15 protein-coding genes are annotated in these 14886 nt (G+C 33.7%); all 15 read right to left on the bottom strand.

Translation table 11 applies throughout. The features are described from left to right. The coding region (locus DES33_RS08775) for a leucine-rich repeat domain-containing protein (protein ID WP_146199876.1) at positions 1-532 on the bottom strand (532 nt) is incomplete at its 3' end. Further along, positions 529-816: a hypothetical protein gene (locus tag DES33_RS08770; protein WP_110058739.1), complete on the bottom strand. Its 288-nt coding sequence runs from the start codon at positions 814-816 to the stop codon at positions 529-531. The genes DES33_RS08770 and DES33_RS08775, both read right to left, overlap by 4 nt. 14 nt (positions 817-830) lie before the next feature. Further along, positions 831-3950: a CD1108 family mobile element protein gene (locus DES33_RS09865; RefSeq protein ID WP_110058738.1), complete on the bottom strand. Its 3120-nt coding sequence runs from the start codon at positions 3948-3950 to the stop codon at positions 831-833. A gap of 6 nt (positions 3951-3956) precedes the next feature. After that, complete coding sequence (locus DES33_RS08760) at positions 3957-4853, bottom strand: DNA-methyltransferase (RefSeq protein ID WP_110058737.1); 897 nt, start codon at positions 4851-4853, stop codon at positions 3957-3959. A 27-nt stretch (positions 4854-4880) separates the two neighbouring features. Next, positions 4881-7370, bottom strand: a complete 2490-nt coding sequence (locus DES33_RS08755; RefSeq protein ID WP_110058736.1) for a VirB4-like conjugal transfer ATPase, CD1110 family — start codon at positions 7368-7370, stop codon at positions 4881-4883. Continuing rightward, complete coding sequence (locus tag DES33_RS08750; protein WP_101540992.1) at positions 7324-7698, bottom strand: PrgI family protein; 375 nt, start codon at positions 7696-7698, stop codon at positions 7324-7326. The genes DES33_RS08755 and DES33_RS08750 overlap by 47 nt, the downstream gene beginning before the upstream one ends. Next, complete coding sequence (locus tag DES33_RS08745; RefSeq protein WP_110058735.1) at positions 7698-7967, bottom strand: hypothetical protein; 270 nt, start codon at positions 7965-7967, stop codon at positions 7698-7700. Before DES33_RS08745 ends, DES33_RS08750 begins: the two co-directional genes overlap by 1 nt. Before the next feature lie 32 nt (positions 7968-7999). Continuing rightward, positions 8000-8866: a VirB6/TrbL-like conjugal transfer protein, CD1112 family gene (locus DES33_RS08740; protein ID WP_026302320.1), complete on the bottom strand. Its 867-nt coding sequence runs from the start codon at positions 8864-8866 to the stop codon at positions 8000-8002. 1 nt (position 8867) lies between these two features. Continuing rightward, positions 8868-9083, bottom strand: coding sequence for a Maff2 family mobile element protein (locus DES33_RS08735; RefSeq protein ID WP_002838961.1), 216 nt, complete (start codon positions 9081-9083; stop codon positions 8868-8870). 1 nt (position 9084) lies between these two features. Beyond that, a complete protein-coding gene (locus DES33_RS08730; protein ID WP_019035352.1) occupies positions 9085-9441 on the bottom strand; it encodes a hypothetical protein in 357 nt (118 codons plus the stop codon). Between the two features lie 157 nt (positions 9442-9598). Then, on the bottom strand, positions 9599-9946 hold the full coding sequence (locus tag DES33_RS08725; RefSeq protein WP_019035353.1) for a type II toxin-antitoxin system RnlB family antitoxin: 348 nt from the start codon (positions 9944-9946) through the stop codon (positions 9599-9601). A gap of 348 nt (positions 9947-10294) precedes the next feature. Then, the gene (locus DES33_RS08720) at positions 10295-12082 is read right to left on the bottom strand and encodes a VirD4-like conjugal transfer protein, CD1115 family (protein WP_211208591.1); all 1788 of its coding nucleotides are present in this window, start codon (positions 12080-12082) and stop codon (positions 10295-10297) included. A gap of 37 nt (positions 12083-12119) precedes the next feature. Continuing rightward, positions 12120-12614, bottom strand: a complete 495-nt coding sequence (locus DES33_RS08715; RefSeq protein ID WP_019035355.1) for a PcfB family protein — start codon at positions 12612-12614, stop codon at positions 12120-12122. Further along, on the bottom strand, positions 12596-13483 hold the full coding sequence (locus DES33_RS08710; RefSeq protein WP_110058734.1) for an ATP-binding protein: 888 nt from the start codon (positions 13481-13483) through the stop codon (positions 12596-12598). Before DES33_RS08710 ends, DES33_RS08715 begins: the two co-directional genes overlap by 19 nt. Before the next feature lie 33 nt (positions 13484-13516). Then, positions 13517-14527 (bottom strand): replication initiator protein A, encoded by a 1011-nt coding sequence (locus DES33_RS08705; protein ID WP_019035357.1) that lies wholly within the window; start codon positions 14525-14527, stop codon positions 13517-13519. Positions 14528-14886: the final 359 nt, after the last annotated feature.

Here is a 14886-nt window from a genome sequence, read left to right as displayed (position 1 = left end):
GTTCAATTGTCTTCACAGACTTCGGTATAGTTATTTCTTGGAGGTTATTTCTTTCAAAAGCATTATGTTCAATATTTACCAAAGTATCAGGTAAATCCACTTCACTAAGTTCACAGGAGAAAAAAGCAAGACCGCCGATAGTTTTTAGGTTTTGAGATAGTTTAACCTTTCCTATTTTCCCAGTATAGAAGCTAGCGTAGCCAAGAGAAGTAACGGAGTCTGGAAAAACAACCAGATCATAAACCTTTCCTCGTCCAAATTCTCGATTAAATCTATCCTTGTCTCCCATGTGGTCTAAGGAATAATTTCCTCTTACTGATTTTGTTCCTTCAGGAAACACTAAGGTCTTGGTTTTCTTTTGCTTGGCCATCCCTTGATCACTATAGGCAATGATGTTCCCTGGTGAACTATATAAAAAATCTTCCTCTGTCCAGGCTTCCTCTTGTGCATAAACAATATTTGTCCCTACAAAACTAAAGACGCTTCCAAATAATATGAGAAGCGCCAATGACATACTTATTAACTTTTTCATTCTATAATCTCTCCTTCGCTATTTTCTATATTTTCTACTAAAGTCCTTCTTTCTTTTAAGTTCTTTATCTCTTCTTTTTCTCTTTTTTCTTCCTCCTTGTTTTTTCTCACAATATCTAAAAATTCATCTAAGGAGATTTCCCTAGACCTAAATTCTTTGATGACCTCCATGTTTTCCATTTCTATTTGTTCTTCTTCAAGAACTTGCAATTCTATTTCTATCTCTTCTTTTTTAGCTCTAAGTTTCTTTTGTTTTTCTATATTTCTTACTAATTTTCTATTCAAATTCTTATCCCTCCTTAACGTGGTCTACCAAAAGCATAAAAATGGTTTTTCCAATACTTGCTGTTTATACTTGTGTATTGAATTGGGTCTCCTGCGTGAATCATCATGCCGTTTCCCGCATAAATGCCGACATGGGATATAGGTGTCCCGCTTTTATAAGTTCCTTGGAAGAAAATAATATCTCCTGCCTTTGCTTCAGATGGACTTATGGGATTGCAATAATTTTTATAGATTAACCAGGCTGTGGTTCTCGGCATATTTCTTACACCAGATTTACTAAAGGACCAACAAACAAACCCTGAGCAATCAAAGTTCTTTGGTCCACTTGCTCCAAAAACATATTTTTTCCCTATATGTTTCTCCGCTTCATTAAATAAGGTTTTTACGCTTGCATCATCAAAGGCAATGCCTGGATTTCCAAAGTTTGGATTGTCCAGTATTTCTGATAAGTCCCCATTACCAGACCCAAATATCGCAGCCATATTTCCTTGAGCAGATAACAAGGCTTCGTAATGGGCAAGATTAGTTTCGTAATCCGTAAAGGCTTCCCTTGCCACTTCATCAATCGTCTTTTTAGAAAGAGTTAAGGTAAAGATCCTATAACTATAGGGCTTTCCCTCACTATCATATTTGGTTATAGTCTTTACGGAATAATCTTTTTTATACATCTGATTAAAGAGCATTTTAAGTTCTCTCTTAATCTTATCTACCGATTTTATTTCTCCAAATCTAGCTGTTAAATAGGAAAATAACTCGTGGACATCATGACCTACGGTATCTCCTTTTACCCTATATTCGTCATAGCCTGGGTGATAAGAAGATAGACTATCTATTTCATCTTGTAGGGCATTTTCATAGCTTAAAAATTCATTATTCACATCGCTTAGAACACCCTCATCAGACAAGTAGGTCGTCGTGGTAATATTGCTGGCAAAACCTGCTGTCATTGTGGCCATATTGCTTCCCATTTGTAAGAGGACAAAGAATAGGCCTATTATCCCTAGAGCAAGAAAGACTTTTTTATATCCTCCATTTTTTATAAAATCCGTTACTTTTTTTGCTCCACTAGAGAAAGACTTCTTTATTCTCTTAGACAAACTTTCCTTTGTCTTGTTCCTAAATCTTCTTTGAAATCTTTTCTTCATAAAGAAACGGTTTAAAGGATTGATCTTTTGATAGGCGCTTGTCTTTTTTAAATCTTCAAAGTTTTTTTGAAAAAGAAGTTTCTCTTCTCTTTTGTGGATTTTTTTATCCAGCTTTCCAAGTTTTTTTCTTGTTTTGAAAGGCTTTTTTCTCCTATCCCTTCTCATTTTTCTAAGACTTAATTCACTTCCTCGGGTTAGTTTATAGGCAGCATCTATCCCTGCATTATCCTCTTTTCCACTATAAAGATAATTTGCTGTTAAACTTGTGGCTAAAATAGCTGGGCTATCCAGTTTAGAACCTGCCTTTTTCTCGTCTTTTAACAGCTTCTTTTCTGTTTTTTCTTTTTTCTTATATAGTTTTGATATTTTCTTTTCTTTATTGTGAAATTTAGACTCTCTCACTTCTTTTTCAAGTTGGAACTTTTTAGACTTTTTATTTTTTGCTAAATCCTTATTTATGTCCTTTTGACCTTTTTCTTCTACTTTAGATTTTTTGCTCTCCTTTGAAGTTTCTATTTCTTTCACACTTGTCTTTTTCTTACGGGTGAGTTCTTCCTCACCTATAAAGTTTGACCTTGTTTTCTCTAGGCCCTCTTTTTTCTCTTTTCCTATAGGCAGTTTCCTATTAAAGTCCATTTTATTTTTTAGTTTGTCTTGGTTTTCTTTCCTATAAAATTTTTGACTTTCCCCTTTTAAAAAAGCTTCTTTTCCTTTAGCTTTTCTAAGCTTTGGGCTTTGCTTCTCTACTAAAGTCTTTTTTAATTTTTTGTTCTTTATTTTCTCATTAGCTATGATGTTTTCTTTTCCAAGGGGTTTATTTCTATAATTCCTTTTTTCTTTTATAGACTCGAGATTGATCGCTTGATTTTCTTTAACATCTACTCTTTCTTTATGTCTATAAGATACATCACTATCTCTAAAATCCACATCATAGCGGTCTATAACACCATCGTTGTCCATATCCTTTCCTAAAGGATCATATATCTCGCTAGAGCTTTGGCTGTTACCCTCTTCTGGGCTCCTTACTTCCTTTTGAAACTTTGTTATTCTTTTCTTTTTTATCGAGTCCGTCTTTAGAGTATTCTCCTTAACATTACCTACTCTTTGCCTTGAAGATTTCTCTCTAAAGTTTCCATGGCTACTTCCTATTGAGCCATCTTCTAAAACCTCTTTATTCTCTTTACTTTCATTTGGCTGTTTAAAATTTTTCCCTTGAAAGCTTTTCGCCCCATCAAAGTTGTTTACCGGTTTGATGGGATAATTTTTTTCTTGAATGGCTTCTTTGTTTTCTTCTTCATAGCTCCTAAAAGTTCTTTCTGCTTGCTTTTTCTGCCTTTGGCTCTTACTCATCTTTTCAATAGGAAGAAAATCCATTTTATCCCTTATGCTAGGCTCCTGAGTTTGTTGATTTGTACCCCTTTTAAAAGTATTTTTGCCTTCTATCCTTTGATCTTCTTTTTTCTTTTTACTCGGTCTCATACCAAGCCCTAATTTTGGCAAAGAAAAAACAGGAAGACTGTCTTCCTGCTGAACTTGGGGTATATAGGCTTGAGTGGAGCTTTCGATATATTCTTCAACCAAATCTTCCTTATTAGAAAGAGGGTTTTCTTCTTCCACATAAGTCTTTTCTTCATTGCTTTCAATATTTTGATTTTCATCAATTCGGTTCTCTTCAAAGATCATCTCCGCCATCTTTCTTTGTCTTTTTTCTTTTGGAGTCTTCTCTTTAATATTAAAAGAGTCTGATGTCTTGTTTTCTTCCTTAGTCTCTCTATAGTTTTCCTTTTTTAAGGGATCTTTAAAAGAATCTTTTTTTAGATTATCTTCTTTTACTCCTTGATTATCTAAGGCTTGGCTATTATCCTTAAACCTTGTTGATTTTGGTAATTCTTCAATAACTTTAATTCTATTTTCATTCTTTAATTTGCTATTTTTGCCCCTTACCTTTTCAGGCATATCCCTTGGATTGATAGGGTTTCTTTTTTTCATTGGTCCTTACCTTCCTTCCTCGATTCTTTTTTTAGCAAGTTGGCAATAGTCCCTGTTGATTTCAATCCCTATATATTGCCTATTCATTTTCTTAGCTACCATGCCTACCGTTCCGCTTCCCATAAAGGGATCAAGAATAAGACCATGTTCAGGGCAACCGGCTAATATACAGGTTTTTACTAGCTTCGGTGGAAAGCAGGCATAGTGTTTTCCTCGAAAGGCAGAGGTGTTTATAGTCCAAATATCTCTGGCATTTCTCTTTTTAGGAATAGTATCTGTCGTATAGTCATTTCTATTCCTCGGTTCATTCAAACTCTGCCTTTTCATACCGCTTTTTTGATTCATATACTTATTATCTTTTCCTACCGCTGATAAATATCTTCGCTTACTGGACTCCGCTAAGGGTTTAGCTAGAGCGTCATAGTTGTAATAGTAGCTTTTAGACTTGGTCAGTAGGAAGATATGCTCATAGGACCTAGTCGGTCTATCTCTACAGGATTCAGGCATGGCATTTTCCTTATGCCATATAATATCGCTTCGTAAATACCAACCATCTTCCCTAAGTTTTAAAGCTAATTGCCAGGGTAGTCCCATTAAGTCTTTAGGCTTATATGCTGGCCTTTCTTCTTTACTTTTTGTGCTTGCATATAAATCGCCGATGACAAGCCATAGACTCCCGTCTTCTTTCAAAACTCGTCTAACCTGTCTAAAAACCTCCACCAAATTGTTTAGATAGGCTTCAGGACTGTCTTCTCTTCCTATTTGCTTGTCATGCTGATAATCTCTTAAGCCATAATAGGGTGGTGAAGTTATGCAGGTGTTAAAGAGGTTTTCAGGAAACTCTTTAAGTGCCGATAGGGCGTCTAGGTTAATAATATAATTGGTCTTTGTTGATGGATTCATAGTTTTTTATATAATTTTCCTCCCTTCCTAATCTGCTTTTAGCTCTTCTGGCTTTGTGGTCATGAGGCGGTAAAGTTTTGTATCCTTTGGAAATCTGTCTACAAAGGGAACAATGGTATTGCCATAGAAAAGTAGGCCTTCCCCTTCATTAGAGTTGGTTACATAGGATAATTGATGAAGGGAGATATTTAACTTGTCTGCCAGTATTTCCCTATCTCCTCCTGCCTGATTTAGCATTAAAATAAAGTCTGTATTATCAAATATATTTTCAATTTCCGCACTAGCCAGAAGATCCTTGACGTTTTGAGTTAAGCCTGTTGGCATTCCTCCCCATTTACGGAATCGCTTCCAAATTTCAACAGAGTAGCTGGCTGTTTGTTCTTCACGTAAAAGCAAATGGAATTCATCGCAGTAGTACCTGGTTTCCTTCTTATTTCTATTGATAGTCACCCTGTTCCAAACTTGGTCCTGAACTATCAGCATCCCTATTTTTCTAAGTTGCTTTCCTAATTCCTTAATGTCATAACAAAGGATACGGTTTGAGGTGTCTACATTGGTTCTATGGTTAAAAACATTTAAACTTCCTTTTACATAGATTTCCATTTCTACCGCTAACTTTGCCCCTACCTTTTCCTTTTGCTCTTTTAATAGATTGTAAAGGTCTTCTAAAATTGGCATGTTTTCGGGAACAGGGTCTTTAAAGTATTTTTCATAGAGAATGGGTAGACACCTATCTATAACCGATGTTTCCTCTGCACTTAAGCCCTCTTTTCCAACAACCAACTCAAAAAGAGATAGTATAAAGTCCGACTTTAGGGATAAGGGATTATCTTCATCGGCATAGTCTGCGTTAATATCTAGGGGATTAATATAGTCTTTACTGGTAGGAGATATCTTTATAACTTCTCCCCCTAATGCCTTGGTTAAATTTCCATACTCTGACTCCGGATCACAGATAATAATGTCATCTCCTGTAATGAGAAATGCATTGGTTATTTCTCGCTTGGCAGAAAAAGACTTTCCTGAACCCGGCGTTCCCAGGATAAGGCCATTGGGGTTTTTTAACAGCTTCCTGTCCGCCATAATAATATTTCTACTTAAGGCATTTAAGCCATAATATAGGCTTTCCCCACCTAAACAGAGCTCTTCTGTGGTAAAGGGAATAAAAACAGCGGTAGAGCTAGTTGTCAGACCTCTATTTATCTCAATCAAATTATGCCCCAAAGGCAAACTACTCATTAGTCCCTGCTCTTGCCTATAATTTAGATTCTTAAGAACGCAATTGTGTCTTCCTGCTACGGAATTCAGTTGAAAAAGAATATTTTTCAATTTCTTTTTACTCTTTTCCATATTCAAAAATAATATACTGACCACAAACATCCTTTCATTATGGTTTTGCAGTTCCACCAAGAGCTTTTTTGCATCGTTCCCGTAAGTTACAAGGTCTGATGGTAATATATCCATATCATATCCTGCACGGATCGCTTTCTTGTTTTCTTCTATTTTCATTTTGTCTAAGTCTGTAATTTTTCTTTTAATCATCTTAATGGCTTCCGTTTGGTCAATGGAGTTAATGTGAAAACTAACGACCATGTTTTCTTCAACGCTTAAAAACTCCGCCAGCATTCGGTCGGATAATTCAGGGGCTAAGATTTGAAGAAAATTAACTTCTCCCGTATAAGGGCCAATGTTAAATTCGTTGATCTTAGAAAAATTGAAGGAAGAAGGGGCTATATAGTCCTTGGTAGAAAGACCGGAATGTTTTAAGTCATCAAAGCTAAAAACAAATTTTTCCTCACTATTTAAAAGGTCGTGTATAAGCTTTAATCTTTCATAACCGTTTAATACATAGGCCTTGACCCCAAACTTTTTGAAATTATTTAGAAGGTCTATTTCCATTCTTTCAAGTCTTAATTTTCCCTCTCTTAAATCTCCAGCTTCTAGCGTAAAGGTAAGATACATATTCTTACTAAGTCCACGATTGCCCTTCTGACTTTGTTGTCTAAGCATTTGGCTATATTCCTGTCTGATTTCATTAAAGCCATCTTTTCTTTGAGGAATAAAGATATTCTTTTCTACCTCTTCATTTTTTCCTATGTGATTAATATAGGAAAACTGAATGTCCACATTGGGATCAAAATAGTTTAAAAAGTCTGAGAATTGGTTGAAGATGGCTTCCTTATCCTCTTCCGTTGAAAGCTGGTAGTTAATATCATAGAAACGAATGGTCTTATTAAATTTGTTGACATCAATTTGACAGATTCCATCTTTTAACATTCTCAGGTAGGGCAATGATTCCTGTACTGTCTTTTTTCTTTTTTTCCTGTACGAAAAAAGGGAGAACTTCTTTTTTTCGTCTCCCTTTTCCCTTGCTCCATGTTTTAACTTGGTTTTTGATTTTTCTCTATTGATTTTGTTTTGTGTCTTGCTTATATTTCTTAAATCTTCTTTTTGTTTTTTTAAAGACTCTTTATTTTGTAAGAGTTTTTTCCTTTGCTTTTTTTCGTTTTTGTTCAATTTTTCCTCCTTTCGTTCTAAGGTCATAGATGCAGTCTGTCTGATAGATGCGGATACTGGCATGTCTTTTTTTCTCTAAATAATATTTAATGTACTTTTCTAAATAGAGTCCATCTTTTTCATAAAGAGTGGAAAAGATGATAGGAAAAGCTACTGTTATCATGAGTAACATAGAAAAATCATTAGGAAGGAATTTTCTCGACAGTAAATACACAGGAAACCCTATAGCTCCCGCTAAGGCAAAGCCGATAAGCTGTCTTTTTGTCAGGTTTAGGGCAATCTTGGTTTTTACCTTTGTTAGATCTTTAGGAACGGATACATAAGCCATTAGATCTCTCCTTCTTCCTCTTCCAAATTAAGACATACAGCAAAAGCCAGCTCTTCAGCTGTAGAGTCTTCCAAATCTTCAAATAAGGGTTTTAAGTAGGAGACTTCCTTTTCTTTGCTATCTGCTAGTCTTTTCAATTCCTTGTGTTTCTTTCTTTCAGTATAAAGATAACCTGCGTAGGCTAAGGGTAAGCTAATGCAAGCAATAACTTTTGAAATATTGTTTTGTTTACATGGGTACTTCTTTCTTTTGTTTTTTAACTTAATCATAAATTTTCCTTTCTTATTTGTTGGTACGCTTTTTAATGGGCGTTTAAAATACTCTTAGCCATAGAGCCTGACTTCATCATAGTGATACCTAAAATGAGGGTATAGCCTAAGAGTTCAAAAATACTTTTGTGAATATCTGTTATATTAAGAGTTTTTACTAAAACCGCATATATGCCTACACATATTAAAAGAAATAGGCCTTGGAGTCCTAAGGCAAAAAGTCCCTTTATATAATTAGTCCCAATACTTCCCCATTCCTTGTTTCCCATAGTTGCAAAGGGAATAGCGCATACGGAGGAGTAGATATAGATTTCTATCATTCTGCCGTAAAGTATAACGGTAATCAAAATAGAAATGGCTTGGATGACTAATTTAACAATAGCAGTCTCAATGGCAATCACTAGCAATTGTCCTATATTCTGACTTTCCTTTAAAACTTCCACCATTTTATCTATGTCTCCAGGTGATACTTTAGCTGTTATATTAACTACTCCTGCCGCTTTTCCTATTAAGCTCTGGGCCACATCAAAAACAGCCATAGAAAAATCAAAAGCATGAGATACTAACCAAACTGCAATCCACATCTTAATTACATACTTAAAAAAATCAAAGGTATCTACTTCATGTAAGTTGTTCTTGTTCATTACCGTTTGAATCAGTTCAATGCACAAAACTGCCGTTATAATAAGGGCGGCTATGGGAAGTATGACATTTTCTGAAATGGACTTTATAAAGGTAAAAACTTCCGAGTTCCAAGCACTCGGAGTTTTACCTACTTCAGCTCCAATGGTTGCCACTTTATCATTGATGTCTAAAAGCATTCCACTTAAATTTTCTTTTATAACATCAATGAGCATATCGGAGAAAAACTCTTTGATTTTATCAAAGATATTAAACATTTTATTTCAAGACGTTAGCTAACAGTGGAATGAGTTTAAGACCAATTAGCACAATCCCTCCGCCTGCCATAAGTTGCTTGATACCTTGAGATTTTGCACCAGGGTTGTCATTACCATACCCCTCCATCAAGTTGATAACGCCCCAAGCTCCTAATCCCGCACCGATGGCGGTAACTAATATTTTTAAAACATTAACTGCCTGTGTAAAAAATTCCATATTATTCCTCCTGATTATCTTCTATTTTTTCTTTTTCAATTTTGTTAACATGCTTTACAATAAAGTTTTTGAAAATCTTTTCTTCTTTTTTCACTTCTTTAAAATAGCCAAAGACATGAATATACTCTCCGCTTTCAAAATCTCTAACAAGATCTGTCTTATCTCCATATAAATTGCAATAAATATATTCCTTTTTCTTATCTTTGTTCTTACGTACAATGGTGAAATTGGCAAAGGGAACTTCTCCTTCTTTGCTTTCAATGACACCAAATTTAATTTCTCCAACTACATTTCCATTAATATTGAGCATTTCTTTTTCCATAACTTCTCCTTTTTCTATTTTTTCTTCTTTTGACAATGAAAAAAGGACACCTATTTATTAGATGTCCTGATACTATAACTATTTACTTTTTTAAGGAGAGTCTCGTTCGTGGTATATTTTCATACGATCCTCCTATTTTGGGCAAAAAAATTCACCTAAAATTTTTATTTTCTTTAGGTGTACTTCTTGTTATTTAATATGTTGCTAATAATTCTTTTTGAGAGTTTGCCAAAATTGAATTTTTTAACCATACTGGTTCTTTTTTTATTATAGAGTTTGCAATTTTTAATATATCTTTATTAACCTCAGAGTAGGAATAATTATTTAAATTTAAGCTTCCATCTTTATTAACCTCTATCTCTATAAATCTGTAGCTATTTATTCCTGAAACTAAGGCAGTGTCAACTAAAATTTTGCCTCTAAATGTAGAAAGAAGTTTTATTTCTTTTAAGCAGGCAGAAATTTTTTCTCTATAATCTAATAAAGTTATGATTTTTTTATAGCCTGAAATATTTAAGTCATTTATTAAATATTTTTCCATAAAAACCTCCTCTCCAAATTATTTGTAGTTTCAATCCATTATTCATTCTCTATTAGGATGTAAAGTTAATCTAAAACATACATTTATCATGCCTTATTTTAGATTAACTATCCTATTTTTTTATTTAGCAACATGTATTTTAAATTTAAATTTTAAATATTTCTTACACACTTCTTGATTCTTTATAATTTTTTCACTTTTACTACTAAAAATCAAATGACCCGACTTGGTCCGCATTGTTAAAAGGCGTGTCGGGTGCTGTCGATATTATCGACAGGATAGAGCATTTTTTGTCAAGGCTTATCCTTTAGTTTTTTGTTATTTTATTAGTTCTGATACTATTATAGTTTAAGCCTCTAAAAGTTCAACAAACATATCGCTTCTAAGTCTTACCTCGTCTTTTCTCTTAAGATATTTTTCTACGTCAAATGCATTTCTTTTGTCATGGTCTTCTAACAACTTATAGTTTTTATGTTTTGTAATATCAAACTTGTCTGAAAGAAAAGGCCTTACTCCTCTTAATTGTAATATACATTTTCCACCATCCATTACTGTTATTTCATCTTGACTCATTAAATCTTTGCCTGTCTTCTGATAGTTTAATCCATAGGAGTTTTGGTTAGATCTTGTTTCTGATGTGTTGTATAAGTCTATGGTCTCTTTTCCTAGGGTTTCAGAGAGTTCCTTTAAGGTAGTCTTTTCTTTTCCTCCAAGAAATAAGGTGGAATCACAATTGCCTGATATGGTATCCGCATGGTCTCTATAATTCGCTTTAAGCTGAGATTGGGCTTGAAGTACAATACAAGCTGAGATTTCCCTACTTCTGATGGTGGCTATGAGCTTTTCAAATTTTGGTATTTGACCTATATTGGAAAATTCGTCCAACAGGCACCTGACATGAATGGGTAGTCTGCCACCATATACATCATCTGCTCTATCGCATAGAAGGTTAAATAACTGAGAATACATCATGGCTACGACAAAGTTAAAAGTGTCATCGGTGTCGGATATGATAACAAAGAGTGCTGTTTTTCGATCTCCTAGCATATCTAACTCTAATTCATCTTCACTCATTAGGTTTCTTAATTCCTCTATATCAAAGGGAGCAAGTCTTGCACCACAGCTAATAAGGATGGATTTTGCAGTTTTTCCAGCTGCTAGCTTATATTTCTTATATTGCTTAACTGCAAAGTGGTTGGGCTTCTCTTTTTCCAAGGCTTCAAACATATAGTCTACAGCATTTTTAAAATTTTCATCCTCTTCCCTAACTTCACTGGCATCAATCATGGCAAGAAGGGTAGTAAAGTTTTGTTCTTCCTTAGGCGCTTCGTAATAAATATAGCCAATAAGGGCTGTATAATAGAGTTTCTCGGCTTTCACCCAAAAATCCTCAGTAGACTTTTCCCCTTCTCCCTTAGTATTTGCAATGATTGTCTGAACTAATTTTAATATATCTTTTTCAGACCTTAGATAGGCAAAGGGATTATATTTCATGGACTTTTTGAAGTTTATGGTGTTAAGAACTTTTATTGAATAGTTATTTCGCTCTAGCATCTTACCACATTCTATGATTAAGGTTCCCTTTGGATCAGTAACAACATAGCTACTATGCATCTGCATTAAGTTTGGTTTGATAAAAAACCTTGTCTTACCAGAACCTGACCCTCCTATAACAAGGACGTTTTTATTTCTAGCATATTTGGGATTTTTTGGTCTGCTATTCATAGTCAAAGATTCTGTCTGTGTCAATATTATATTATTTTTAAAGTCTTTATCTATATAGGGTTCTATGTCCTTTGCCGTTCCCCATCTTGCAGAGCCATATTCTTTTCCTTCTCTAAACTTTTTGGCATTCTTTTTCTTTTGCCATAGGATAAGCTTAATAGTCAAACTTAACCCTAAACCGACTGTTAAGTCCCTTAATTTAAGTGAAGGCAATAAGCTTATCGTATCTATTTCAGAAATAGCCATCATTATTCTATCTAGAACGTCTCCTCCAATGTAGGAGTTAATATGATGTGAAAAAATATTGCCAAAATAGAAGAATACGAGATAAGGTAGGTTTTCTAATACAAACTTCTTCTTGTCTCGTATTTTAAAAATATTTTTCAAATCTTTTATTATATTTTCCAGTATTTTCGTAAGATTACCTGCCTTTCTTTTTTCTCTCAAGCTATAAGGAGTGTTCTTGGTGTTTATGTTTTACCTTATCCTTATCAAGACTAGCTTTGACTTTTTCTTTGAAGTTATTAAGCTTTTCTATGACTGATTCCCTTCCCTTATCCTTATTCATAAATTTGTTTACCGTACTTTTAAAGGCTTGCTCCATGACTTTTTCGTCCTTGGCTTGAAAAAAGATGATGTTGTTGCCTGAGAATAAATCTTTCTTTATGCTAAATTTTACGCCATAATGATTTAATTCTTTTTTTAAATTCTTTAAGTCAATATCATTTAATTCTAAGGTTTCAACCTTTCCTTTTTTCACTAAATCTTTAACTTTGACTTTTTTAAATTTACTTAATAAACCTTCTTTTTCTTGTGTGGATTTCGATTTACCCTTTCTTCCTTCTAACAGTTTTTTCATTAGTTTGATTAATTGTTCGGCTGTAATTTTGCCGCCTTGCTTTACTATGGCTATCACTCTTGAATTTACTTCTTCATTTTGCATATCTCACCTTCCTTTAAAAGTTCATAGATGAGGTTTGATTTGTCTTTCATCTTTTTGATTCGTCTGTTTTTTTCTGTAAAGATAATGGGACTTGCCATTTCCAATATTCTTGAATAAATTCTTTTTTCTCTTACTCCTATAGGATTAGTTAATTGAGAGATATTTAAGTTTGTCGTTATAATTAGAGGTTTCCCTACCCTATACCTCGCGTCAATAATATTGAAGATATGTTCATAGGCAAAGTCTGTGGTCCTCTCCATGCCAAAATCATCAATGATGAGGAGTTTTTTCTCATTTAAGCTATTGATATATTTGCCCTTATTTATATCGAAATTGGTCATATCGTTTAGAATACTTGTGAAATTTGTCATTTTAACAGATATACACTGGTCTATAAGTCCGTTGGCTATGGTTGCCGCTAAATGCGTCTTTCCACAGCCTACATCCCCTGTTAATATTAGACCTAAATTATTTTTATAGACTTCCTCAAATTTATCCACATAGTTTTCTGCTATATCTCTGTGTTCAGAATCCCTATCCATGTTTTCAAATCTCGCTTTAAGGAAAATACTGTCTTCGAAGCAAGATCGCCTTAGTTCATTAATTCTCAACATCTGCTGATATTTTCTTCTAGCTTCTTTTTCTTCTCTTTCTTTTTCTTGCATACACTTGCAGGATATATGAACTTTTTTCTTGTCTCCCATAAAGTCAATAAGTTTTTCTTTTGCAGTATGACAATGACCACAGGTTAAAAGATTGGTTTTCTCATCTACATAGTCTAAGGATTCTTCCATATCTTTTTCTTTGCTTATATTGTCTTTGCCTCTTTTAGTTATTACTTCGCCTAATAAAGCGCTTATATTTTCCATAAAAACCTCCTTCCTAGCTTTTTTTAATCGTTTTTAAGACTTATTTAAAAACTCCTTCCAAATTCTTGCGTCTTGGTCATATGTGATGTCATCTTGGCTGTCTGGTCTTTTTGAAACCCCCTCTAATTTTAGATTTTCATCTGCATTAAAGAGAATGGTTAACAGGTAGGCCTTTAGGCTCTTAATCTGCTTTTTAGGGACTTTATTGAGGTAATCTAGAACATAGACTATATGCTTAAATTCTAAGTCTAAAAACTTTTCCTTTACTGTTTCATGGTTCACATAGATCCCATTTATTTTTAAAGGATTTTTATTTATCAATAAATCTGTTACAAGAGAGAGAATTAAATCAATTCTTCCTTCTTCATTGGGATAGGTGGTTATTAATTTCTCATAAGAAATATTATCTTTGATTTTTTCTTTTAAATCCTCCTCCCTATTTCTTTTTAACTCTTCTATAGGTTTATCTTTCGAGAAGATGGAGGTGGTATTATTAAAATCAGTATTACTATAATCAGTCTTATTAATATTAGTATTATTACCTTGTGATTTTAACAATTCTTGTTTTGTGTTATTCATCATTCCTGAATTGTGATTTTCACTATTCTTGAATTGTGATTTTAATAAGTCTGGTTTTGTGATTTTTTCTGGTGAACTTTCAGTTGTTTTTTCTATTCCATTAATTATGAAGTTTTTTACATAGAGAATATTAGGCTTACCCAATCCTAGTCTTTTCTTTTCCACTAGACCAATTCCTTTTTTCTCATCTAACTCTTGAAGTATTTTTGTGGCTTTTTGCGTTCCACAGCCAAAAGTTTCTGCAATTTCCTCAATAGGATAAACGATATATACTCTATTTTTTTCATCAAGCCATTTATTTTTCATAGATAGATTCATTCGGTCTAAAAGTATGCCATAAAGAACTTTTGCATCTACAGATAATTTTTTAAATACCTTGTCAGTAAATAGAATTTTGGGAATCCTAAAAAAAGTAAATTGGTCAGCTTCTTTGCCATAGTAGTAATCAAAGCTTATCTTTTCCACCACTTCCCTCCCTTCTTTTTGTAAATGAAAAAGAGATAGCTATTACACTATCTCTTTCGTCCCTTTCTCGAAATATGCAGTTTTTTATTCATGCATGAAATCTTCAAATATTCTCTTTTAAAGTATTATTGACTATTATCAAGTACTGTTGATGTCAATTTTGTTGTCTTTTTGTTGTCTTTTTATTCTTCATCATCCAAAGAGGGTTGAATTTTCTGGTTTTCAGCACCTATGGGCTTCATTGTTGGGAAAATCCCCTCTACCTTAGATAATTGTCTAAATCTCTATAAAAGTCTATTTTATGGTACTTCTCCATTTACGACAATTTGCTAACTCTCTATAAGTGCCTATAGATTTCT

This window comes from Finegoldia magna (assembly GCF_003182075.1).
In the GTDB taxonomy this organism is placed as follows: domain Bacteria; phylum Bacillota; class Clostridia; order Tissierellales; family Peptoniphilaceae; genus Finegoldia; species Finegoldia magna.
This window is presented reverse-complemented; position numbering and strand designations above follow the sequence as displayed.